The 22,459-nt window shown below is 69.0% G+C and carries 17 protein-coding genes; 9 read left to right on the top strand and 8 right to left on the bottom strand.

Going from position 1 to position 22,459, the window contains the following annotated elements; genetic code table 11:
• Positions 1 to 165: 165 nt before the first annotated feature.
• The gene (locus tag V3W46_RS07205; protein ID WP_331782413.1) at positions 166 to 4,026 is read right to left on the bottom strand and encodes a multifunctional oxoglutarate decarboxylase/oxoglutarate dehydrogenase thiamine pyrophosphate-binding subunit/dihydrolipoyllysine-residue succinyltransferase subunit; all 3,861 of its coding nucleotides are present in this window, start codon (positions 4,024 to 4,026) and stop codon (positions 166 to 168) included.
• Between the two features lie 152 nt (positions 4,027 to 4,178).
• On the opposite strand from V3W46_RS07205, the gene V3W46_RS07200 reads away from it, so the two are divergent.
• From V3W46_RS07200 to V3W46_RS07185, 4 genes are all read left to right on the top strand, one after another.
• Positions 4,179 to 5,618, top strand: a complete 1,440-nt coding sequence (locus tag V3W46_RS07200) for a GuaB1 family IMP dehydrogenase-related protein (protein WP_331782412.1) — start codon at positions 4,179 to 4,181, stop codon at positions 5,616 to 5,618.
• A 126-nt stretch (positions 5,619 to 5,744) separates the two neighbouring features.
• A complete protein-coding gene (locus tag V3W46_RS07195; RefSeq protein ID WP_331782411.1) occupies positions 5,745 to 7,091 on the top strand; it encodes a hemolysin family protein in 1,347 nt (448 codons plus the stop codon).
• A complete protein-coding gene (locus V3W46_RS07190) occupies positions 7,091 to 8,128 on the top strand; it encodes a hemolysin family protein (protein WP_331782410.1) in 1,038 nt (345 codons plus the stop codon). Before V3W46_RS07195 ends, V3W46_RS07190 begins: the two co-directional genes overlap by 1 nt.
• 173 nt (positions 8,129 to 8,301) lie before the next feature.
• Positions 8,302 to 9,261 carry a hypothetical protein gene (locus V3W46_RS07185; RefSeq protein ID WP_331782409.1) on the top strand — a complete coding sequence of 320 codons (960 nt, stop codon included), beginning with the start codon at positions 8,302 to 8,304 and terminating at the stop codon, positions 9,259 to 9,261.
• 140 nt (positions 9,262 to 9,401) lie between these two features.
• On the opposite strand, the gene V3W46_RS07180 is transcribed toward V3W46_RS07185, so the two are convergent.
• Positions 9,402 to 10,529 (bottom strand): NADH:flavin oxidoreductase/NADH oxidase, encoded by a 1,128-nt coding sequence (locus V3W46_RS07180; protein WP_331782408.1) that lies wholly within the window; start codon positions 10,527 to 10,529, stop codon positions 9,402 to 9,404.
• A gap of 124 nt (positions 10,530 to 10,653) precedes the next feature.
• On the opposite strand from V3W46_RS07180, the gene V3W46_RS07175 reads away from it, so the two are divergent.
• A complete protein-coding gene (locus V3W46_RS07175) occupies positions 10,654 to 11,586 on the top strand; it encodes an ADP-dependent NAD(P)H-hydrate dehydratase (RefSeq protein ID WP_331782407.1) in 933 nt (310 codons plus the stop codon).
• Positions 11,587 to 11,655: 69 nt separating this feature from the next.
• On the opposite strand, the gene V3W46_RS07170 is transcribed toward V3W46_RS07175, so the two are convergent.
• The gene (locus V3W46_RS07170; protein WP_331782406.1) at positions 11,656 to 12,351 is read right to left on the bottom strand and encodes a YceI family protein; all 696 of its coding nucleotides are present in this window, start codon (positions 12,349 to 12,351) and stop codon (positions 11,656 to 11,658) included.
• Between the two features lie 150 nt (positions 12,352 to 12,501).
• Between V3W46_RS07170 and V3W46_RS07165 the strand changes: the two genes are divergently transcribed.
• The 3 genes from V3W46_RS07165 (at position 12,502) to V3W46_RS07155 (ending at position 15,489) form a co-directional block, all read left to right on the top strand.
• Entirely contained in the window at positions 12,502 to 13,758 is a 1,257-nt protein-coding gene (locus tag V3W46_RS07165; protein WP_331782405.1) for a glycosyltransferase 87 family protein, read from the top strand.
• Positions 13,758 to 14,060 (top strand): thiamine-binding protein, encoded by a 303-nt coding sequence (locus V3W46_RS07160; RefSeq protein WP_331782404.1) that lies wholly within the window; start codon positions 13,758 to 13,760, stop codon positions 14,058 to 14,060. The genes V3W46_RS07165 and V3W46_RS07160 overlap by 1 nt, the downstream gene beginning before the upstream one ends.
• 145 nt (positions 14,061 to 14,205) lie before the next feature.
• Positions 14,206 to 15,489 (top strand): MFS transporter, encoded by a 1,284-nt coding sequence (locus tag V3W46_RS07155; protein ID WP_443069953.1) that lies wholly within the window; start codon positions 14,206 to 14,208, stop codon positions 15,487 to 15,489.
• 24 nt (positions 15,490 to 15,513) lie between these two features.
• Here the strand turns inward: V3W46_RS07155 and V3W46_RS07150 are convergent, their stop codons facing one another.
• The 5 genes from V3W46_RS07150 to V3W46_RS07130 form a co-directional block, all read right to left on the bottom strand.
• Positions 15,514 to 16,218, bottom strand: a complete 705-nt coding sequence (locus V3W46_RS07150; protein WP_331782403.1) for a response regulator transcription factor — start codon at positions 16,216 to 16,218, stop codon at positions 15,514 to 15,516.
• A 26-nt stretch (positions 16,219 to 16,244) separates the two neighbouring features.
• A complete protein-coding gene (locus tag V3W46_RS07145; RefSeq protein WP_331782402.1) occupies positions 16,245 to 17,525 on the bottom strand; it encodes a hypothetical protein in 1,281 nt (426 codons plus the stop codon).
• On the bottom strand, positions 17,522 to 18,664 hold the full coding sequence (locus V3W46_RS07140) for a sensor histidine kinase (RefSeq protein ID WP_331782401.1): 1,143 nt from the start codon (positions 18,662 to 18,664) through the stop codon (positions 17,522 to 17,524). The genes V3W46_RS07145 and V3W46_RS07140 overlap by 4 nt, the downstream gene beginning before the upstream one ends.
• A 90-nt stretch (positions 18,665 to 18,754) precedes the next feature.
• Positions 18,755 to 19,960: a homoserine O-acetyltransferase MetX gene (gene metX, locus V3W46_RS07135; RefSeq protein ID WP_331782400.1), complete on the bottom strand. Its 1,206-nt coding sequence runs from the start codon at positions 19,958 to 19,960 to the stop codon at positions 18,755 to 18,757.
• Positions 19,961 to 20,102: 142 nt separating this feature from the next.
• Positions 20,103 to 21,428, bottom strand: coding sequence for a bifunctional o-acetylhomoserine/o-acetylserine sulfhydrylase (locus V3W46_RS07130; RefSeq protein WP_331782399.1), 1,326 nt, complete (start codon positions 21,426 to 21,428; stop codon positions 20,103 to 20,105).
• Between the two features lie 189 nt (positions 21,429 to 21,617).
• Here V3W46_RS07130 and V3W46_RS07125 point away from each other — a divergent pair, with 189 nt between their 5' ends.
• Positions 21,618 to 22,439 carry an SDR family oxidoreductase gene (locus V3W46_RS07125; RefSeq protein ID WP_331782398.1) on the top strand — a complete coding sequence of 274 codons (822 nt, stop codon included), beginning with the start codon at positions 21,618 to 21,620 and terminating at the stop codon, positions 22,437 to 22,439.
• Positions 22,440 to 22,459: the final 20 nt, after the last annotated feature.

Raw genomic sequence — 22,459 nt, 5'->3', positions numbered from 1 at the left:
CGCTGCCGCTGGTTGAGTAGCGGCGCAGCCGCGTATCGAAACCCGCGGAGTGCTGCGGCTGGTGGTTTCGATACGGGCCTGCGGCCCTACTCAACCGGCGTGACGCTGCCGCTGGTTGAGTAGCGGCGCAGCCGCGTATCGAAACCCGAAACCCTCGTCGACGCCCTACAGCGCGAGGGCCCGCTCGAGCAGTTCGGCCTGCTCCTTGGCGTGACGCTTCGCCGAGCCGGCGGCCGGTGAGGCGGATGCCGCACGCGACACCACGCGGATGGTGCGGCCCTGCGGCAGCCGTGAGGCGAGCTCGAGGCAGACGTAGGGCCAGGCGCCCTGGTTCTGCGGCTCATCCTGCACCCAGACCAGCTCGGCGTTCGGGTAGCTCTCGACGACGGCGCGCAGTTCGGATTCGGGCAACGGGTAGTACTGTTCGAGGCGCACCAGCGCGACGTCGTCGTTCGGGGACTTCTGCAGTTCGTTGAGCAGGTCGTAGTAGATCTTGCCGGCCATCAGCAGAACGCGCTTCACGTTCGGCTTCTGCACGGCACCCTCGGCGACGCGCGGGTCGTCGAGCACCGGCTCGAACCGGCCCTGGGCGAGGTCTTCGACCGAGCTCGTCGCGCCGCGCAGGCGCAGCATCGCCTTCGGGGTGAAGACGATCAGCGGGCGACGCGGCCGGGCGTAGGCCTGGCGGCGCAGCAGGTGGAAGTACGACGCCGGGGTCGAGGGTCGGGCCACCGTCATGTTGTTCTCGGCGCAGAGCTGCAGGAATCGCTCGATGCGGGCCGACGAGTGGTCGGGCCCCTGCCCCTCGTAGCCGTGCGGCAGCAGCAGCACGAGCGACGAACGCTGGCCCCACTTCTGCTCGGCGGCCGCGATGAACTGGTCGATGATGATCTGGGCGCCGTTGGCGAAGTCGCCGAACTGGGCCTCCCAGAGCACCAGCGCGTCGGGGCGTTCGACCGAGTAGCCGTACTCGAAGCCCATGGCAGCGTATTCGCTCAGCAGCGAGTCGTAGATCCAGAACCGGGCTTGGTTGTCGCTGAGGTTGACCAGCGGCAGCCACTCCTGGCCGTTCTCCCGGTCGTGCAGCACCGCGTGGCGCTGCACGAAGGTGCCGCGCCGGGTGTCTTGCCCCGAGAAGCGAACGGGGGTGCCCTCGAGCAGCAGCGAGCCGAGCGCGAGCAGCTCGCCGAACGCCCAGTCGATGTTGCCGTTGCGGCTCATCTCCACCCGCTTCTGCAGCAGTTGCTGTAGCTTCGGGTGAACGGTGAAGCCGGCCGGCACGTTGTTGAACGCATCGCCGATGAGGGCGACCGTCGACGCGGGAACACCCGTTGTGTCGGGTTCGCCGGCTCCGTCGTCGTTCTGCTGCGCCTCGGGGCGCTCGAGGTCGGAAACGGCGTTCATGTCGTCGGTGATGATCGGAATCGACGAGGTCTGGGCCGCGTGCGTCTCGGCGAAGGCCCGCTCGAGGCGGTCTTGGAAGTCGCGGTGCGCGGCCTCGTACTCCTCCTGGCTGATGTCGCCGCGGCCGACCAGCGACTCGGTGTACAGCCGGCGAACCGAGCGCTTGGCCTCGATCAGGTTGTACATCAGGGGCTGGGTCATCGAGGGGTCGTCGCCCTCGTTGTGGCCGCGCCGGCGGTAGCAGATCAGGTCGATCACGACGTCGGCGTGGAACTCCTGGCGGTACTCGAAGGCGAGCTGCGCCACCCGCACGACCGACTCGGGGTCGTCGCCGTTCACGTGGAAGATCGGGGCCTGCACCGATTTGGCGACATCGGTCGAGTAGACGGATGACCGGGCATCCGACGGCCTGGTGGTGAAGCCGACCTGGTTGTTGATGTTGACGTGGATGGCGCCGCCGATGCGGTACCCGCGCAGCTTCTCCATCTGGAACGTCTCATAGACGATGCCCTGGCCGGCCATGGCCGCGTCACCGTGCACGAGGATGGGCAGGGTCGAGAAGGTGCCCTTCGGCTTGCGATCCTGTTTGGCGCGAACGATGCCCTCGAGCACGCCGTCGACCGCCTCGAGGTGCGACGGGTTCGCGGCGATGTACACCGGGATCTCGGTGCCGTCGCTGCCGGAGAAGGTTCCCTCGGTGCCGAGGTGGTACTTCACGTCGCCCGAGCCCTGCACGGTGCGCGGGTCTTGGGTGCCCTCGAACTCGCGGAAGATCTGGCCGTAGGTCTTGCCGGCGATGTTGGTCAGCACGTTGAGGCGGCCGCGGTGGGCCATGCCGATGGCGACCTCGTCGAGGCCCTCGTCGGCGGCGGCCTGGATGATCGCATCGAGCAGCGCGATCGTCGACTCGCCGCCCTCGAGGCTGAACCGCTTCTGGCCGACGTACTTCGTCTGCAGGAACGTCTCGAACGCCTCAGACTCGTTGAGCTTCTCGAGGATGCGCATCTGCTCGTCGTGCGACGGCTTGGCGTACTTGCGCTCGACCTTGCTCTGGATCCAGGCGCGCTGGGCCGGGTCTTGGATGTGCATGTACTCGACGCCGGTCTTGCGGCAGTACGAATCGCGCAGAATGCCGAGGATGTCGCGCAGCAGGGCGGTGCGGGTGCCGCCGAGGCCACCCGTGATGAACTCGCGGTCGAGATCCCACAGGGTGAGGCCGTGGCTCTCGATGTCGAGGTCGGGGTGCGAACGCTGACGGTACTCGAGCGGGTCGATGTCGGCCATCAGGTGGCCGCGCACGCGGAACGAGTTGATGAGCTCCTGCACCCGGGCGGTCTTGTCGACCGCGTCGACGCTCACGCTGATGTCGGGTGCCCAGTGGATGGGCTCGTAGGGGATGCGCAGCTCGGCGAAGATGTCCTGGTAGAAGTTGCGCTCGCCGATCAGCAGCTCGTGCACCTTCTTCAAGAACTCGCCCGAGCCGGCGCCCTGGATGACGCGGTGGTCGTACGTGCTCGTGAGCGTGATGACCTTGCCGATGCCGAGGTCGGTGAGGGTGCGAACGGATGACCCCTGGAACTCTGCCGGGTACTCCAGCGCCCCGGCACCGATGATGGCGCCCTGGCCCTTCATGAGGCGCGGCACCGAGTGCACCGTGCCGATTCCGCCGGGGTTCGTGAGCGAGATCGTGGCGCCCTGGAAGTCGCCGGCCGCGAGCTTGCCGCTGCGGGCCTTTGCGACCAGGTCGTCGTATGCGGCGAGGAACTCGCCGAACGTCATGGTGTCGGCGCGCTTGATGGCGGGCACGACGAGCGAGCGGGTGCCGTCGGGCTTCGGCATGTCGATGGCGATGCCGAGGCCGATGTGCGCGGGGGAGACGACGACGGGCTTGCCGTCGACGACGTCGTAGAACACGTTCTGGCTCGGGAAGTCTTTCAGCACCTGCACGAGCGCCCAGCCGATGAGGTGGGTGAAACTGACCTTGCCGCCGCGCGAGCGCTTGAGGTTCGAGTTGATGACGATGCGGTTGTCGATGAGGAGCTTGGCCGGGATGCTGCGCACACTGGTCGCGACCGGGATGCTGAGGCTCGCCTCCATGTTGGTGGCCAGCGACTTCGCGGGCCCGCGGAGGGGCGTGACCTTGTCTTGCTCGGCAGCCTCCTCTTCGGCGCTGCGGTCGCGCACGACGGCCTCGGCCGGAATCGGCTGCGGCGACGCCTGCTTCGAGGTGGTGCGCGCAACGGGGGCGGTCGCCGGTGCGGCTGCCGCGGCGGGTGCGGAAGGCGCGGGGGTGGCTGCGTCGCTGACGGGTACGGCATCCGGAATCTGGGCCTCGCCCGTCGACGCATCAGACGGAGCGGGGGTGGCGGCGGCGGCCGACGGCTCGGCCCCGGTGTCGCCCGATGTGGCCTCGCTTGAGGCGGCCTGGCCCGAGGGGGTCTCGCCCGAGGCGACCTCGCCCGAGCTCGGCTTGTAGTGCTCGAGGATGCTCCACCACGACTGGTCGACCGAGTTCTTGTCTGCGACGTACTGCTCGTAGAGTTCGTCTACCAGCCACTCGTTCGCACCAAATTCGCCCGACGAACTGTCGTCGGTTCCTGTTCCGGTCAACTGGCTCGACACAGCCGATCGCCCACTTTCGTCAGATCACGTATGAAAGACGTGCCAGACAGCTGCGCAGCAGAGATTCACGCGCCGACACGTGCTCTTCAAGCTTAAGCCCACTTTGGCGGCGCCCGGGTCATCGGGCGAGCAAGAGGGCTAGCGTAATGCGCATGAAGTTCTTGCACGAACAGCAGCGAACAGACCTGACCTACTCCGACGTGTTCCTGGTTCCGAGCCGGTCAGACATCCGCTCGCGGCTCGACGTGTCGCTGGCGCCAGAAGACTCCACCGGCGCCACGATTCCGCTCGTCGCGGCGAACATGAACTCGGTGACCGGGCCGCGGCTGGCCGCGACACTGGCCCGGCGCGGCGGCCTCGGCGTGCTGCCCCAAGACATGCACCTGCAAGACCTCGACGCGGCCATCCGGTGGGTCAAGGCGCAGTCGGTGCTCTACGACACCCCCTTCGACTTCAGGCCCGACGCCACCGTCGAAGAGGCGCTGACCGTGCTGCCGGCCGTGGCGGGGCAGGGCATCGTCGTGCACGACGCCGACGGCACCTTCCTCGGCTGCATTCCGGCCCTGCGGCTGGCCTCGGCGCTGCCGGATGCCCGCCTCGGCGACCTGCTGCACGGCCCGCTGACGTCGCTCGACGCCGACGACATCGGGTCACCGCGGCAGGCGTTCGACGCGATGGTCGCCGCAGGTCTCGATTTTGCAACGATCACCCGGCACGGGCGGGTCATCGGAACGCTCAGCCGCACCGGAGCACTGCGCTCGACCATCTACGAACCCGCGGTCGACGCGCACGGCCGGCTGCGCGTGGCGGCGGCGGTCGGTATCACCGGCGACGTGGCCGCGAAGGCCCGGGCCCTGGCCTCGGCCGGGGTCGACGTGCTGGTACTCGACACCGCGCACGGTCACCAGGACTCCATGGTCGCCGCCATCAGAACGGTGCGCGACGCCGGGCTGCATCTGCCGATCGTGGCGGGCAACGTCGTGACCGCCGACGGCGTGCGCGACCTCGTCGAGGCGGGCGCCGACATCATCAAGGTGGGTGTGGGGCCCGGCGCCATGTGCACCACGCGCATGATGACGGCGGTCGGCCGGCCGCAGTTCTCCGCGGTGCTCGAGACCGCCGCCGCGGCCACTCTGTACGGAGCACGGGTGTGGGCCGACGGGGGAGTGCGCTACCCGCGCGACGTGGCCCTGGCGCTGGCGGCCGGTGCGGCATCCGTCATGATCGGCTCGTGGTTCGCCGGCACCATCGAGGCGCCCGGGGTGCTGAAGCGCGACCCGGCGGGCCGACTGTACAAGGAGAACTACGGCATGGCGTCGGCGAAGGCCGTCACCGACCGCTTCGGGCGGCTGGGGGCGTACGAACTGGCGCGCAAACAGCTCTTCGCCGAGGGCATCTCGTCGAGCACCATCTACCTCGACCCGCTGCGTCCGTCGGTCGAAGACCTGCTCGACATGATCACGTCGGGGCTGCGCAGTTCGTTCACCTACGCGGGTGCCGCGTCGCTGGCCGAATTCCAGGAGCGGGCGCTGGTGGGCATCCAGTCGGCTGCCGGTTACGAAGAGGGCAAGGCGCTGCCCGTTTCGTGGTGAATGCCAGCTTTCACCAGCTTTCGCCGGCCGTGAATCTGTATGATTGCGAAGACTCATGGATGATCCTCCTTCACCCTCTCCGACCATCTTCTCGCGCCGGCCTTCGCCTGCTGCAGAAGCCCTCTCATGCTGACCGACTGGCTGCTGCTGCTCGGCGGCCTCGTGCTAACCGTCGGCACCGGGTTCTTCGTGGCGAGCGAGTTCTCGCTGGTAAACCTCGACCGCTCTGATCTCGAGGGCCGGCAGGAACGCGGAGAGAGGGGCCTCGGCCCGACGATCTCGGCGCTGAAGATCACCTCGACCCACCTCTCGAGCGCCCAGCTCGGCATCACCCTGACCACGCTGCTCACCGGGTACCTGATGGAGCCGGCGATCAGCCATCTGCTGCGGCCGGCGTTCGACGCCCTCGGGCTCGACGACGCCGTCAGCACCGTGGTCGCATCGGTGGTGTCGATCGTGATCGCCACGCTGCTGTCGATGATCATCGGCGAGCTGGTGCCGAAGAACTTCGCCCTCGCCCTGCCGATCCAGACCGCCAAACTCGTGATCCCGTTCCAGCGGGCGTTCACGATGGTGTTCCGGCCCGCCGTCGCGGTGCTGAACAACAGCGCGAATGCGATCATCCGGCTGTTCGGAATCGAGCCGAAGGAGGAGCTGTCTGGCGCGCGCACCGCCGACGAGCTGTCGTCGCTCGTGCGGCGCTCGGCCCTCGAGGGCAGCCTCGACGTCGACACCGCCACCCTGCTGAACCGCACGCTGTTGTTCTCGAGCCACGACGCCTCCGACGTCATGACCCCCCGGCCGCGCATCGCGGCGCTGAAGCGCACCGACACGGCCGACGACGTGCTCGAGCTCGCCCGCAGCACAGGGTACAGCCGGTTTCCGATCGTCGACGAGAGCATCGACGACGTGGTCGGGGTCGCCCACATCAAGCAGGCCGTGAGCGTGCCGCGGTCGCGCCGGGCCGAGGTGCCCGTGGTGGCGCTGCTCACCGAACCGCTGCGGGTGCCCGAGACGATGAAGCTCGACATCCTGCTCGGCGAGCTGCGCGGCAAGGGCTACCAGATGGCCATCGTGCTCGACGAGTACGGCGGAACCGCCGGCGTCGTCACGCTCGAAGACCTGGTCGAAGAGCTGGTCGGCGAACTGAACGACGAGCACGACCGCTCGCGCGTCGGCGTTGTGAAGGGGCGCGACACCGTGTCGTTCCCCGGCCAGCTGCGGCCCGACGAGCTGCTCGAACGGGCCGGGGTCACGGTGCCCGAAGACGGGCCCTACGAGACCGTCGCCGGTTTCGTGATGAGCGAACTCGGCCGTCTCGCCGAGGTCAACGACGTGGTGCCGCTGCCCGACGGCGAACTGCGTGTCGAACGAATGGATGGTCGCCGCATCGACCGCATCAGGTTCACCCCGACGCCCGTCGAGGTGCTCGCCGACATTCCCGCCGACCTCAAGAAGCGCGGGGGTGCCTGATGTCTGACTGGGCCGGACTCGCCTGGCTTGTCGTGCTGCTGCTCGTCAACGCCTTCTTCGTCGCCGCCGAGTTCGCCGTCATCTCGGCGCGGCGGTCGCAGATCGAGCCGCTCGCCGACTCCGGCTCGCAGCGCGCCAAGACCGCGCTCTGGGCGATGGAGCACGCGACACTCATGCTCGCGACCAGCCAGCTCGGCATCACGGTCGCCTCACTGCTCATTCTGAATGTGTCTGAGCCGGCCATCCATCACCTGCTCGAGGGGCCGCTGGGGCTCACAGGCTGGAGCGAAGACGTCATCGGGTCTGTGGCGTTCGTGATCGCGCTGGTGGTGGTGTCGTTCCTGCACGTGGTGATCGGCGAGATGGTGCCGAAGAACCTCTCGTTCTCGCTGCCCGACCGCGCGGTGCTGCTGCTGGCGCCGCCGCTCGTCTGGCTCGCACGGGTGCTGCGGTTCGCGACGGTGGCACTGAACTCGTCGGCCAACGGCGTGGTGCGGCTGTTCGGCGTCGAGCCGAAGAGCGAGGCCGCCAGCGCCTTCACCCTCGACGAGGTCTCGAACATCGTCGCGCAGTCGACCCGTGAGGGTGTGCTCGACGACAACTCGGGCGCCCTGCACGCGGCGTTCGAGTTCACGGCCAAGACGGTCGCCGATGTCGCGCTGCCGACCGACCGGCTCGTCACGCTGACCCGGGCGGCGACCCCGGCCGACATCGAGCGCGCGGTGGCGAAGTACGGTTTCTCGCGGTACGTGATCGTCGATGCGTCGGGCAACCCCGAGGGCTACCTGCATCTCAAAGACGTCATCGACCTCGACGACGACGAGTTCGACGACCCTGTACCCGCCAAGCGCATCCGCCAGCTCGCGTCGATCTACGACGCCACCGAGCTCGAGGATGCCCTGGCCACCATGCGGCGTACCGGCGCGCACGTCGCCCGCTCCTTCAACGCCAACGGCGCCACCACCGGCGTGCTCTTCCTCGAAGACGTCATCGAGGAGCTCGTCGGCGAGGTGCAGGACGCCACCCGCCGCGACTGACCCCCCGCCCCCTCCACCCCACCCCCGCCCCCTCGATCGATTCACGAGTTCGGAACAGTGTTTCGGGCGGCGACTGTTCTGAACCTCGAAGTCGATTCGCGGGGGTCGGCCGGGCGTCGGCGGGGCTGTGGATAAGCCCGATGTGGGCGGAGGTCGGGTCGAGACTGGGGGGCATGAGTCGGCGAGCTGAGCTACCCCGCGAGTTCCAGCGGCGTGCCTTCAGCACGGCGGATGCCCGGCAGGCCGGCGTGCGGGTGAACCGGTTGCGGGCATCTGACCTCTCGGCGCCGTTTCGCGGCGTTCGATCCGCGAGTGACGAACTGCGTTCGGTGCGCGACTGGTGCGACGCCTACGCCCCGCGGCTGAAGCCGGGACAGTTCTTCAGCCACGCCACGGCGGCGCTGCTCTGGGGGCTTCCCGTGGCGTCGGCTCGGCTGCAGCCGCTCCCGTTGCACGTCTCGGTGCTCGGTGCACGCCGTGCGGGCAACGACCACTCTGGCCGCGCGCCGACCGCCGCACGCGTGATCGGACACTCGCTGACCGACCCGTGTGTGCTGGTGACTCGGCGGTTCGGGCATCCGGTCGTCGACATCTGTACCGCGTGGTGCCAGCTGGCGCCCTTCGTGTGCCTCGATGAGCTCATTGCGGCTGGAGACGCGGCCGTTCTCACCCCGGCGTTCAGGAGGCAGGGCGACCCGCGCCCGTTCACCACCGTCGCCGAACTCGAGGCGCGGATCGGCGGCTATGTGGGTCGGGGCAAGCGCATGCTGACGACGGCGCTGCCGGTCGTTCGCGACGGAGCCGAGTCGCCGCGCGAAACCTCTCTGCGCCTGCTCCTGATTCGCGCCGGGCTGCCAGAACCCGAGCTGAACGTCGACGTCTTCGACGCTCGGGGCACGTGGGCAGCCCGGGCTGACCTGTTCTACCGGCGGCAGCGCGTGGTGGTCGAGTACGACGGCGACCAGCACCGCACCGATCGAGCGATCTACGAGAACGACCAGGTTCGGCTCGAACGACTTCTCGACGCCGACTGTCTTGTCGTGAAGGTGCGCGATGTTGGTCTGCGCCACGACGCTGCGCACACGGTCGCCCGGGTGCGCAAGGCTCTTCGCGCGCGCGGGATGCTCGTCTGACTCGCCGGGGTCGATCGATTCACGAGTTCGGGTGGCTGTTCGGCGTTAACACTGTTTCGAACTCGTGAATCGATCGGGGGGCGGGGGGCCGGGCGGGCCGGGGCCGGGCGGCCGGCGGCCGGCGGCCGAGATGGGGCGGGTCAGCGCCAGGCGGCTCGGGTGTACTGGGCGGGCCAGTAGGGGAGGGTGACGCCGAGGTCGTGGGCGGCCTGCAGCGCGAAGTGCGGGTCGCGCAAGAACTGGCGCGCCATCATGACGGCGTCGGCCTGGCCGGAGGAGACGATCGCGTCGGCCTCTTCGGCGGTGGTGATCAGCCCGACGGCGCTGGTCGGCACGCCCGCGCCGGCGCGCACCTGTGCGGCGAACTCCACCTGGTAGCCGGGGCCCACGGGAATGGTCACGCCCGTGACGTTGCCGCCCGTGGAGATGTCGAAGAAGTCTGCTCCGGCCTCGCGAGCCCAGGCCGCGACCGCGGTGGTCTGTTCGGCGTCCCAGCCGCCCGAGGGCACCCAGTCAGTGGCCGACAGGCGCACGAACAGGGGCACACTCTCGCCGACCTCGGCACGCACCGCACGAACGACGTCGAGCAGCAGTCGCGCTCGGTTCTCGAGGCTGCCGCCGTAGGCGTCGGTGCGGGTGTTGCTCAGCGGCGACAAGAACTGGTGCAGCAGGTAGCCGTGCGCCGCGTGCAGCTCGAGCACGTCGAATCCGGCGTCGATCGCACGGCGGGCGGATGCCCGGAACGCCTCGACGACGCCCTCGATCTCTTCGGCGCTGAGCTCTTGCGGCTCGTCGTACCCCGGGAACGCGATGGCCGACGGTGCGACGGCGCGCCAACCGCCCTCGGCCTCGGGAACGGTACCGCTCTGCTCGGCCCACGGCCGGAACGTCGACGCCTTGCGCCCGGCGTGCGCCAGCTGGATGCCCGCCTGAACTCCCTGGGCGTGGATCAGCCGCACGATGCGCTCGAACGCCTCCTGCTGCTCGTCGGTGTACAACCCGAGGTCTTGCGGCGAGATGCGGCCCTCCGGCGTCACACCGGTCGCCTCGGTGAGGATGAGCCCGACCCCGCCCGAGGCGAACGAGCCGAGGTGCGCGAGGTGCCAGTCGGTGGGCACCCCGTCTTGCTTCTCGACGGAGTACTGGCACATCGGCGCGACCCACAGCCGGTTGCGAAAGACAGTGTCGCGCAGGGTGAAGGGGTCGAAGAGGCCGGTCGTACCGGTCTCGGCGGGCAGCGGGGCAGTGGAGGTCTCGATCTGGGTCACCTTGGCCTCAAGTCGCGGCGCGCGGCGCGTATTCCATCCCCCCACAGATGACGATTGCCGAACAGCGGAGCCCGGTCGCTTCGAGTGCGGTGCGACACGTCGCGCTGGTGCCTATCGTTGAGGCATGACCGAAGATGCGCACCGCACCCCTGACGCAGACTCCGACCGCGCCGCGAACGCCGACCTGCCCGACGTCGCCGACGTGCCCGAGGTCGACTGGGTCGATTTCGGTGCCCCGGATGTCCGGCCGTGGCTCGCACGGCCCAAACCGGGTGACGACAAGTACTCCCGCGGGGTTCTGGGAATCATGACGGGCTCGTCGGCCTACCCCGGCGCGGCCGTACTTGGCGTCGAGGGTGCGACCCGCACCGGCGTGGGCATGGTGCGGTACCTCGGTCCGGGCCGGGCGACCCGCATGGTGCTGCAACGACGACCTGAGGTGGTCACGGCCGAGGGGCGTGTGCAGGCCTGGCTGGTGGGTTCGGGAATGTCGGCCGCCGACCGGGAGAGCGGCGTCAGGGCGGAGTTGGCCGAGGCGCTCGCGAGCGGGCATCCGGCGGTCGTCGACGCCGGGGCGCTCGACCTCGTCGGTGAAGCGACCGGGCCGGTGGTCATCACGCCGCACGCCGGCGAACTGCTCACGGTGCTGCAGGCGCGCGAGGTCGAGGTCACGAAAGACGAGATCGTCGCCGACCCGGCACGCTGGGCCGCGTATGCGGCGAACCTGCTCGACGTGACCGTGCTGCTGAAGGGGCACGCGACGCACGTGGTGACGGCAGGGTCCAGGCGCGGGTTCCGGGTGACGGCGCCGACGACCGAGCTCGCGACGGCGGGGTCGGGCGACGTGCTGGCGGGCATCCTGGGCGCCCTGCTGGCCACTCATCACGCCGACCTCGGACCCGACGACGGGTCGGCGGTCGGCGCCGCGCTGGCGAACCTGGCCGCCACGGCGGCGGTGCTGCACGGGCTCGCGGGGGAGCGCGCCTCGGGCGGCGGACCGATCGTGGCGCTCGACATCGCCCACGCCCTTCCGGCCACGATCGCCGCCCTGCGCTGACGCCGCCGACGGTGTGCGGGCGCGCCGGGCGCTGACGACCTGCGCTTGCGACCTGCTTACGCGCCCGCGCTACTGCTTCGCGGCCTCGAGCGCGAACCCCACCGTGGCCGAGGTGTCGGCCACCGCGAACCCGAAGTCGGGCCCCGTGACGCCGTACTCGGTGAAGTCGATCGGAATCGTGCCGGTGACCGTCGCCCCGTCGGCGCCGAAGCTCGCCTGCAGGGTGAGGCTCACCGGGCGTGTCACCCCGTGCAGCGTGAGGCTGCCCGTTCCGGTGATGGTCTGGATCTGACCGGCCACCGAGCCGAGCGCCACGTCGATCGGCTCGTCGAGGGTGATCTCGGCGGTGGGGTAGCGGTCGGTCTGCAGCGCGGTGCGCCTGAGGTACCGGTCGGCGGCCGCGTTGCCGCAGGTGATCGTCGACAGGTCGACGGTGACCTCGGCCGCGACGAGGTTCCGGCCCCTGACCGTGAGGGTGCCGTCGACATCGTCGGTCGAGCCGGTGAGCACCGCGCCGTCGCGGCCCTCGGTGACCTGGTAGCCGGCCGTCGAGCCCTGCTGCACCGACCAGGTGCCGTCGAGGTTCTTGCCGCTCGCGATCGAGGCTGCCGAGCCGTCGGTGACCTTCGGAATCACGCTGGTCGACGACGAGTCGGCGGAGGCGGGCGCGGCGCGGTTGAGCAGCGGCGCGGCGACGGCCGCGACCAGCCCCACCGACAGAGCCATCGCGACGAGCGCAAGGCTGATGCTGACCGGCTTTTTCATCGTGGGTCTGAGCTAAGCAGCGCAGGTTGGCGAGACGCTGGGAGGCTCCGGGGCGTGCGCTGTGTTTCGGCTGCGGGAGTGCCGCAAACCGGGGCGGCCAGACGCGGCGCATATGATTACGTGGTGCGTCGACTGGCAAAAACTCCCTGGGTGATCTGGTTGGCCTTCGTTCTCCTTCACGCCTGGCTCGGAATCATAGGCCTCACCGCCCCGACCCTGCCCTGGGGCGACGTCACGCAGGTCTACCGCGAATGGATCGAGAGCGGCCTGAACGGGTACTGGGTCGGCATCGACGGTCCGTTCGTGTACCCGCTGCTCGCGCTGCTGCCGATGATCGCCGCGATGGGCCTCGGCCCTTCGCTGTACGGCATCGGCTGGCTTCTGCTCGTGGTGATCGCGAACGCGGCCGTTCTGGCGTTCATCCTGAACTCGCGCGCGACCAGTGCGCCCTCGGCCGAAGTCACGGCCGACGATGCCGCCGGGTTCACTCCCGACATCAGGTTCGTGGCCGCATGGTGGTGGCTCGGCTTTCTGCTGCTGCTCGGGCCGGTGGCGCTCGGTCGCATCGACACCTTCGAGGTGGCGCTCGTGATCGTGGGGCTGCTGCTGGCCATCCGTCGCCCCGCCGTGTCGGGCGTTCTGCTCGCGCTGGCGATGTGGGTGAAGGTGTGGCCGGCGGCCCTCATCGTCGCCGTGGTCATCGCCGTGAAGCGCCGCCTGGCCGTCGCGATCGGCGCCGCGGTCGCCGCGGTGGGGGTGGCCGTGATCGGCCTGCTGCTCGGCGCGGGTGCGAACCTGTTCAGCTTCGTGAGCCAGCAGACGGGCCGTGGCCTGCAGGTCGAGGCGCCGATCAGCCTGCCGTGGATGTGGATGGCCTACTTCGGCGTGCCCGGTTCGAAGGTGTACTACGACCAAGACATTCTGACCTTCCAGGTGAAGGGCGACGGCGGTTCGGTGGCCGACTTCCTCACCACGCCGCTGCTCGCCATCGCGGTCGTGGTCGTTCTCGCCCTTGCCATCTGGGTGGTGCGCTCGGGCGCCACCACCACACGGGTGCTGCCGGCGCTCTCGCTGGCCCTCGTCACGGCGCTGATCGTCTTCAACAAGGTGGGGTCGCCCCAGTTCATGCTCTGGATCAGCGCGCCCATCATTCTCGGCATCGTGTGGCAGGGCCGGCGGTTCGGGGCGTTCGCCGTCATCGCCGCCGTGCTGGGCGCCCTCACCCAGATCATCTACCCCTACCTCTACGACTGGCTGCTGTCGCTCGACCCGGTGATGCTCATCGTGCTCACTGCGCGTAACGTGCTTGTCATCGTCTTGTTCGCCCTCGCGGTGCGGTCGCTGTTCCGGGCCCGGGTGCGCGCGCCGGGCGAGGTTCCTGCCCCTGTCGAAAGCGTGGTGCTCTGATGCTGGTCGCCTTTTCTGTCGCTCCCTCTGGTGGAGACAATCCGGATGCCTCGGTGCACGACGCTGTGGCGGCCGCGGTGCGCATCGTGCGCGAGTCGGGCCTGCCCAACCACACCGACTCGATGTTCACGACGATCGAGGGCGACTGGACGGAGGTGTTCGACGTGATCCGCCGGGCCACCGAGGCCGTAGGTGCCTTCGGGCCGCGCGTCTCGCTCGTGCTGAAGGCCGACATCCGCCCCGGTTTCTCGGGTGAGCTCACCGGCAAGGTCGAGCGTCTCGAAGAGGCCCTCGGCGACTGACTCCGGCCGGCCGGCGGCGTTCACCGGCCCGTGCGCAGCGATCGTGCGACACGGTCGGCGGTACGCGGCAGCCCTCGCATACCGATCGAGCGACACAGAATCGAATCGATTCGATTTTGGCCCGGTTTCGCCTTACGATAGGGAAGTGACATCACCGACCCTCAGCCCGGCCGCCCCCTCGCGCCCGCAGCCCGCGACGCACGTTTTCTCGCCGTGGCGCGTTCGCATCGCCCTGCTCGCCCTCACCCTGGGCGGCTTCGGCATCGGCTGTACGGAGTTCGTGGCGATGGGCCTGCTGCCGAACCTGGCACACGACCTGCTGCCCGCCGTCTACGCGGTGTCGACCGAGCAGGCCAACGCCCAGGCCGGCCTGCTCGTGACCGCCTACGCCGCCGGCGTCGTCGTCGGAGCGCCCACCATCGCCGCTGTCGCGGCCCGGTTTCCGCGCAAGATCGTGCTGATGTGCCTGCTCGGCATGATCATCGTCGGCACCGTCGCGTCGGCCGTGCTGCCGTCGTTCGGCCTCGTCGTGCTCGCGCGCTTCGTCTCCGCCCTTCCGCACGGCGCCTACTTCGGCATCGCGGCCCTGGTCGCCGCCTCGCTGATGGGCCCGGGCAAGCGCGGCCGGGGTGTCGCACTGGTGCTCGCCGGCCTCACGGTGGCGAACGTGGTCGGCGTGCCGGTCATCACCGCGATCGGGCAGGCCACCAGCTGGCGGGTGTCGTACCTCGTGGTGGCGGGCATCTTCGTTCTGGCCCTGATCGCCGTCACCCTCTCGGTGCCGAACCTGCCCGGCGACCCGACGGCCACGATGCGGCAGGAGCTGACGGCGTTCCGTCGACCCCAGGTGTGGCTGACGGTGGGCATCGGGGCCATCGGTTTCGGCGGGTTCTTCTGCGTCTACACCTACGTCTCGCCGATCGTCACTGAGATCACCGGCCTGCCGGTCTCGGTGGTGCCGCTCGCCCTCGTCGTGATCGGGGTCGGGATGACCGTGGGCAACCTGCTCGGCGGCTGGTTCGCCGACCACAACCTGAAGCGTTCGATGGTCGGCTTCTACGTTCTGCTGGTGATCACGCTCGTGGAACTGCTGCTGTTCGCCGCCAACCCGGTCGGCCTCTTCGTCGGGCTGCTGATGGTGGGCGTCGCGGCGGCCTCGATCTCGCCGATGATCCAGACCCGCCTGATGGACGTGGCCGGAGACAGCCAGTCGATCGCCGCGGCCCTCAACCATTCGGCGCTCAACTTCGGCAACGCCCTGGGCCCCATTCTCGGTGCCGTCGTGCTGACCATGGGCTTCGGCTACGTCGCCCCGATCTGGGTGGGCGTGGGCCTCACGCTGCTCGGCATCGCCATTGCGCTGACCTCGTTCGCCCTGGAGCGCCGCGACCGGGCGCGCCTCGCTGCGGTGACGCCCGCTGCCGCCTAGTCGGCCGGCGTCTCCCGCCGCCGCCTAGTCCGCCGGCGTCGCTGCGCTCTCGGACTGGTCGCTCGTGTCGAGGTAGTCGTCGTGCAGCAGCAGACCGTCTTGGATGGCCCGGCGGCGCAGCGCCACTTTCGTGCCCACGTCGATGCCGAGCACGCGGTACTTCTCGCGGATGCGCTTGAGGTAGCTCTTCGCCGTCTCTTCAGAGATGCTCAGCTGCTCTGCCACCTGCTTCACCGGCTCGCCGCCGCCGTACAGCGCCATGACGCGGCGCTCCTGGGCGCTGAGCTTGGGGGCGCCGCCGAGCTCCTGCGCGCTGAGGGCCAGGTCGAGCTCGCTCGAGATGAACGGCTCGCCCTTCGCCGCGGCGCGGATGGCCTCGACGATCATGTCGGCCTCCTCGCTCTTCACCAGGTAGCCGAGCGCACCGGCGGCCAGCGCCTCGCGGATGACCACCGGCTCTGAGTAGGTGCTCATCAGCACGGTCTTCACACCGGCCGACTTGAGCGCCCGCAGCTTCACCGAGATGGGCAGGTTGTCTTTGAGGTCGAGGTCGAGCAGCACGACATCCACCGGGAACTCCGCATGGGTGAGCAGGTCGGGCCACGTCGTGACCGCCGCGACCATGCTGATATCGCTCGCCGCACCACGAATCCACTCGGTGAGTGCACCGAGCAGCATCCGATGGTCATCAACGATCGCCAGACGAATGTTGTCATGCGACGGTGACATGTTCGACCCTCCTGCTTTGGCTCATCTTACGTTTCCGGCGTATCGACATGCACGCTCATTTGTATGCGCAGGCTGCCGTGTCGCCCGGTCTCGATGTGGGGGCCGACGCGATCAAGTGCCCCCCAGATCGTGACGTCGACGCGACGCCGCGGTATTCCGTCGACAGAAATGTCGATCGGAAAGGCGATTCTATCGGTTCCGGGCCGTTCGACAGCATCACTCTGTGGGCCGACCGTGATCGTGAGGCGCGGTTGCTGCCTGGTGGCGGCGGCGGCGATGAGCCAGACGGCCGAGAGCAGGCCCTCGCGCTGGTCGGGTTCGAGGTAGCCGGCGAGCCCGCCCGGGTCGACCAGGGTGACCGTGGGGCTCAGCACCTCAGAGTCGTCGATGGCGTGCTGCAGCCAGGTCTGGCGCCGCCCCGCCACGAGTCGCAGCCGCAGTTCGCTGGCCAGCGCCGACGCCGCGGCCGACTGCTCTTTGTCGAGCGGCAGCGTCACGCGGCCCGACGCCACGTCTGACAGCAGCTCTTCGGCGGTCTGGTCGAGCCGCACCAGTTCGTCGGAGCCCTGGATGCCCACGGCGAACCTCGGCGACGAGATGGTGCTCTCGACCAGCGTGCGGTCGAGCTCGCGGTCGATGAACCGGCTGAACGAGCGCATGATCAGGATGCCGATGAGCGTCGGTGCCACGGCGACCACGATCACCTCGATCTGCGGCCGTGTTCCGGCCGGCTGCGACCCCACGCCGGCGATGGTGACCGCGAGCAGGAAGGCGGCGAGGATCAGGGTGGCGAGAATGAGCTGGTTCAGCGGCCGGTAGGCCACCAGCGCCAGCAATGCCGCCCCGGCTCCCACGATGACGGTCACCTCGGGCACCGCCGTGGCGAAGCCGCCGGCCGAGACGAGGTCGATGACCACCGCCACCCCCAGCAGCACGAGCAGCGTGATGAAGGCGGGCGTGGGCAGGTGGCTGCCTCGGGCGTTGGCGATGAGAACGGCGACCGTGGTGGCCACGATCACGATCAGCCAGGCGAACAGCGTGAGCCACGGGTTGGTGTAGTCGCCCCAGTTCAGAATGAAGATGGCCAGCCCGCGCACGCTCAGCAGAATGGCGGCGACGATCGCCCCGGTGCCGATGTAACCGATTCCGATGCGCGAGTCTGACGCGACGTCTTTGCGCAGCGCTTCGAGTGCCTCGGGGCCGAGGGTGCGGGCGCGCACCAGGCGGGTGAGCAGCCCGCCGCTCTGTTCGTCGTGCGGGCCCTTCGAACTGGGCGGCGGGGTCTGCACCACTCCCTTGCCGCTCACCGGGGCACCTCGAGCACCACGGTCGTACCGGCACCCGGCGCAGAGAAGATGCGTGCGTTGCCGCCGACGTCACGGATGCGCGCCACCACCGACTCGGCGATACCGAGCCGCCCGCTCGACACGTCTCCCGTGTCGAAGCCGATTCCCGAGTCGGTCACCATGGCACGCACGCCAACGGCGTCTTGCGAGATGGTCACGTCGGCCTGGTCGACCCCCGAGTGCCGCCGCACGTTCTCGAGGCACTCGCCGAGCGAGAGCAGAAATGCGCTGCGCACGACGGGCGGCAGCGTGATGTCGCCGTCGCCGTGCCAGTGCACGATGAGGCCGCGCCGCTCGAACCGCTTCTGCAGCTGGAGGATCGACGAGGTGACCGCCGCCACCTCGTCGGCGCGCAGGTTGTAGGCTCCGGATGCCCGGGGCACAGGCGTCTCGCCGAGCCGCAGCTGCCTCAGCAGCACGGCGTCTTCCGCCGCCTGGATGCGCAGGGCTTCGGGGTCGACCCCGCGCCCGGAGTGCGCCAGCAGCGTGAGCGTGGCCAGCACGGTGTCGTGCAGCAGCCGGGCGCTCTGCCGCCGCTGCGCCTCGAGCTCGCTCGCGCGCCGCTCGGCCTGGTGCGCGATGCCCAGCCAGGCGATGCGGGCGCGGGCACGCCGCACGCTGTCGTTCACCCAGATGCCCACCATGACGTTCACCGACCAGCTGACGATGAAGATGGTGAGGGCCTCGGTCACGTCGGTGCCGATCATGAACGGCAGCGTGACGGCGAGGTTGGCCACGAACATCAGCAGCAGGTACACACGCCCGGTCGCCGTGCCCTGCAGCACGATGGCCATCGCGCCGAGCCCGCCGCCCGAGAGCAGCAGAATGGCGCTCAGCACCGACGGGTTGTGGTCGGGCAGCAAGCCGAGCAGCAGGCTGATCGAGAGCCCGATCACTGTGGTGATGACGATCCACCAGAACGAGCTCGACCGGCCCAGCATGAAGTAGCTGAACAGCATCACGACGTAGAGCACGATGCCCAGGGCGAGGGTGAACGGCGGCACCCCGCCGGCGATCGTGAGGCACGCCAGTGACGAGACGGTGAACACCGTTCCCTCGAGCCACGCCGAGGTGCCGAGCAACGGCTCCTGGTGCCTCATCGCAGACTCCCCATCTGACTACCCCCCACTACCATCGATGGTACTGGGAGCGGCGAGCATCCGTCACCACGAGTGCTCGCCCGGCAGTCGTCAGGAGGCGAGCAGCCTGACGAGCTCCTTCGACACGGTGTCGTACTCGATCAAGAATCCGTCGTGCCCGAACCGCGACGTGATGACGGTGGCCTCGTCGCCGTCGATGTTGCCGGGCACGTGCCGGGCGATGAGCTGCTGGTCGGGCACCGGGAAGAGCCGGTCGCTGTCGATGCCGATGATGAGCGACCGGGCGGTCACCCGGCGCAGGGCCTCGACGATGCCGCCCCGGCCCCGGCCGACGTCGTGCGAGTTCATCGCCTCGACCAGGGTGATGTAGGCGTTCGCGTCGAAGCGCCGTGTGAACTTGTTGCCGTGGAAGTCGAGGTACGACTCGACGGCGAAGCGTCCGCCGTGGCCGAGCGGACTGATGCCGCTCTGCCAGCTGCGTTCGAACCGGTCGTTGAGCTCTGAGGGGCTGCGGTAGTTGAGCAGCGCCATGCGCCTGGCCAACGCGAGCCCGGAGTGCGGACCCTCGCCGTCTTTGGCGTTGTAGTACGCCCCGTGGCGAAACAGCGGGTCTGCCCTGATAGCCTCGATCTGCACCGAGTTGAGCGCGATCTGGTCGGCGCTCGAGATCGGCGGCGCCGCGATGATTGCGAGCCGCTCGGCTTCGTCGGGGTATTCGACGCCCCACTCGAGCACCTGCATGCCGCCCATCGATCCGCCCACGATCGCGGCCCAGCGGGTGATGCCGAGGTGCTGCATCACCCCGTGCTGCGCCCGCACCTGGTCGCGGATGCTGGTGTACGGAAAGCGCGCACCCCACTCCTCACCCTCGGGGTCGAGCGAGGCGGGCCCGGTCGAGCCCTGGCAGCTGCCGAGCATGTTCGGGGCGACCACGAAATACCGGTCGGTGTCGAGCGCGAGGCCGGGGCCCACGATGCCGCCCCACCAGCCGGCGGTCGGATGCCCGGGGCCGGCCGACCCCGCCAGGTGCGAGTCGCCCGTCAGGGCGTGGGCCACCAGGATCGCGTTGTCACCGGCCTCGTTGAGGGTTCCGAACGTCTCGTACGCGATGCGCACGTCGGGAACGACCCCGCCGCTCTCGAACGTCACGTCGCCGATGCGCGCGAACGCGCGCCGCCCCACGGGGTCGCCGTCGCGCCAGGCCCCGGTGGCCGGCGGTTTGCCCATGATCGAGCGGATCTGCGCGTCGGTGATGAAATCGCTCGGAACGGTGTCTTCGGGTGTCTGCCAGTCCATTGTTGTTCCATTCTGGCCAACCCGAGCGGTGTGTTACGACGCCGGTTGAGCAGCCGCGCAGCGGCGTACCGAAACCTGGTGCGTACGGGTTTCGATACGCGTGGCTGCGCCCCGCTACTCAACCGGCGACGAGGGGCGATCGTTACAGGGCGTTGGCGCGCGCCACCTCGCGGGCGGCGGCGAGCCCGGTCGCCAGGTCGGCCTTGATATCGTCGATGTTCTCGAGGCCCACCGAGAGCCGCACCAGCCCGGGCGTGACGCCCGAGGTCAGCTGCTGCTCCGGCGTGAGCTGCGAGTGGGTGGTCGAGGCCGGGTGGATGACCAGCGAACGCACATCGCCGATGTTGGCCAGGTGCGAGAAGAGGCTGAGGTTGTTCACCAGGGCTCGCCCCGCATCCACACCGCCCTTGAGCTCGAACGACAGCACCGCACCGACGCCCTTGGGGGCGTACTTGTTCGCGGCGCCGTACCACGGGCTCGACGGCAGGCCGGCGTAGTAGACCGCGGCGACGTCTTCGTGGCTGTCGAGCCACTCGGCCACGTCCTGCGCGTTCTGCACGTGCCGCTCGATGCGCAGGGAGAGCGTCTCGATGCCCTGGATGAGCTGCCAGGCGCTCGCAGGGGCGATCGACGAACCGAGGTCGCGCAGCAGCTGCACGCGGGCCTTGATGATGTAGGCGATACCGTCGCCGAGAGCCTCGGTGTAGGTGACGCCGTGGTACGACTCGTCGGGCGTGGTGAGCCCCGGGAACTTCTCCGAGTTCTCGCTCCACTTGAACTTTCCGCCGTCGACGATGACGCCGCCGATGATGGTGCCGTGGCCGCCGAGGAACTTCGTGGCCGAGTGCACCACGATGTCGGCGCCGTGCTCGAAGGGGCGGATCAGGTACGGGGTGGCGATCGTGTTGTCGACGATCAGCGGAACGCCGTTCTCGTGCGCGACGCCCGACACCAGCTCGAGGTCGAGGATGTTGATCTTCGGGTTGCCGATGGTCTCGGCGAAGAACAGCTTGGTGTTCGGTCGCACCGCGCGCTGCCACTCCGACGCGTCGTCCTGGTTCTCGACGAACGTAGTCTCGATGCCGAGTTTGGCGAGCGTGTACTTGAACAGGTTGTACGTGCCGCCGTAGATCGAGGCGCTCGAGACGATGTGGTCGCCGGCCTGCGCGATGTTCAGAACGGCGAAGGTCTCGGCGGCCTGGCCCGAGGCGACCAGCAGCGCTGCTGTTCCGCCCTCGAGCGCGGCGACGCGCTCTTCGACCACGTTCTGGGTCGGGTTCTGGATGCGGGTGTAGATGTTGCCGAACTCGGCGAGGGCGAAGAGGTTCTTCGCGTGCTCGGCGTCGTTGAAGACGTACGAGGTCGTCTGGTAGATCGGCGTGGCACGGGCGTTGGTGACGGGGTCGGGGGCGGCGCCCGAGTGGATCTGTTTGGTCTCGAACTGCCACTCGGCTGAGTTGTCGGTCATGATGAATCCTTTGGTCTGTCGAAAGCGGTGGGTGAAGAACTACCGCAACAGTAGGCATGCCCGGTGTACCGGTCAACGGCTGCCGCAACACAGGGTAAGAAATCGACACCGGATGAGAAATCGACACCGGTCAAGAAATGGACACCGGGTGAGAAATCGTGCGCGCCCAACTCGGCTAGCGTTGACGGCATGGCAGAGAACCAGCAGAGTGCACCCCAGAATCGCCGCGCCGTCGTCACCGGGGCGAGCTCGGGCATCGGCGAGGCCACGGTTCGCGTGCTCCGCGCACACGGCTGGCCCGTGGTCGGCGTGGCCCGCCGCGAAGACCGATTGAAGGCGCTTGCGGCCGAGACCGGCGCCGACTACTTCGTCGCCGACCTCACCCAGCAGGCCGACGTCGACGCCCTGGCCGCCTACCTCGGTGAGTCGGGCGGCGTGAGCACCCTGATCAACAACGCCGGGGGAGCCGCCGGCCTCGACACCGTCGAAGCCGGCAGCCCCGACGACTGGCAGTGGATGTACGAGGTGAACGTCATCGCCGTCAAGCGGGTGATCAGCGCGCTTCTGCCCCTGCTGCGGGCATCCGTCGCCGGTGCCGCCACGGGCACCGCGGTCGCCGACATTCTCACCGTGAGCTCGATCGCCGGGCACATCGCCTATGAGAAGGGCGGCGGCTACAACGCCGCCAAGTTCGCCGTGGCCTCGGTGCTCGACGTGCTGCGGCTCGAACTGAGCGGTGAGCCCATCCGGGTGCTCGAGATCGCGCCCGGAATGGTGCACACCGCCGAGTTCTCGCTGAACCGGTTCAAGGGCGACCAGGCCGCAGCCGATGCCGTCTACGCCGCGGTGCCGAACCCGCTGACCGCCGACGACGTGGCCGAGACCATCGTGTCGATGGTCGAACTGGCGCCGCACATCAGCCTCGACCTCGTGGTCATCAAGCCGGTGGCGCAGTCGGCCGCCTACAAGGTGCACAGGGGCCCGCTCGCGGTCAGACCGCTGGTTGAGTAGCGGGGCGTAGCCGCGCGTAT

Source organism: Subtercola sp. YIM 133946 (genome assembly GCF_036553535.1).
In the GTDB taxonomy this organism is placed as follows: domain Bacteria; phylum Actinomycetota; class Actinomycetes; order Actinomycetales; family Microbacteriaceae; genus Subtercola.
The sequence above is the reverse complement of the archived record's forward strand: the minus strand, read 5'-3'. Positions and strand labels throughout refer to the sequence as shown.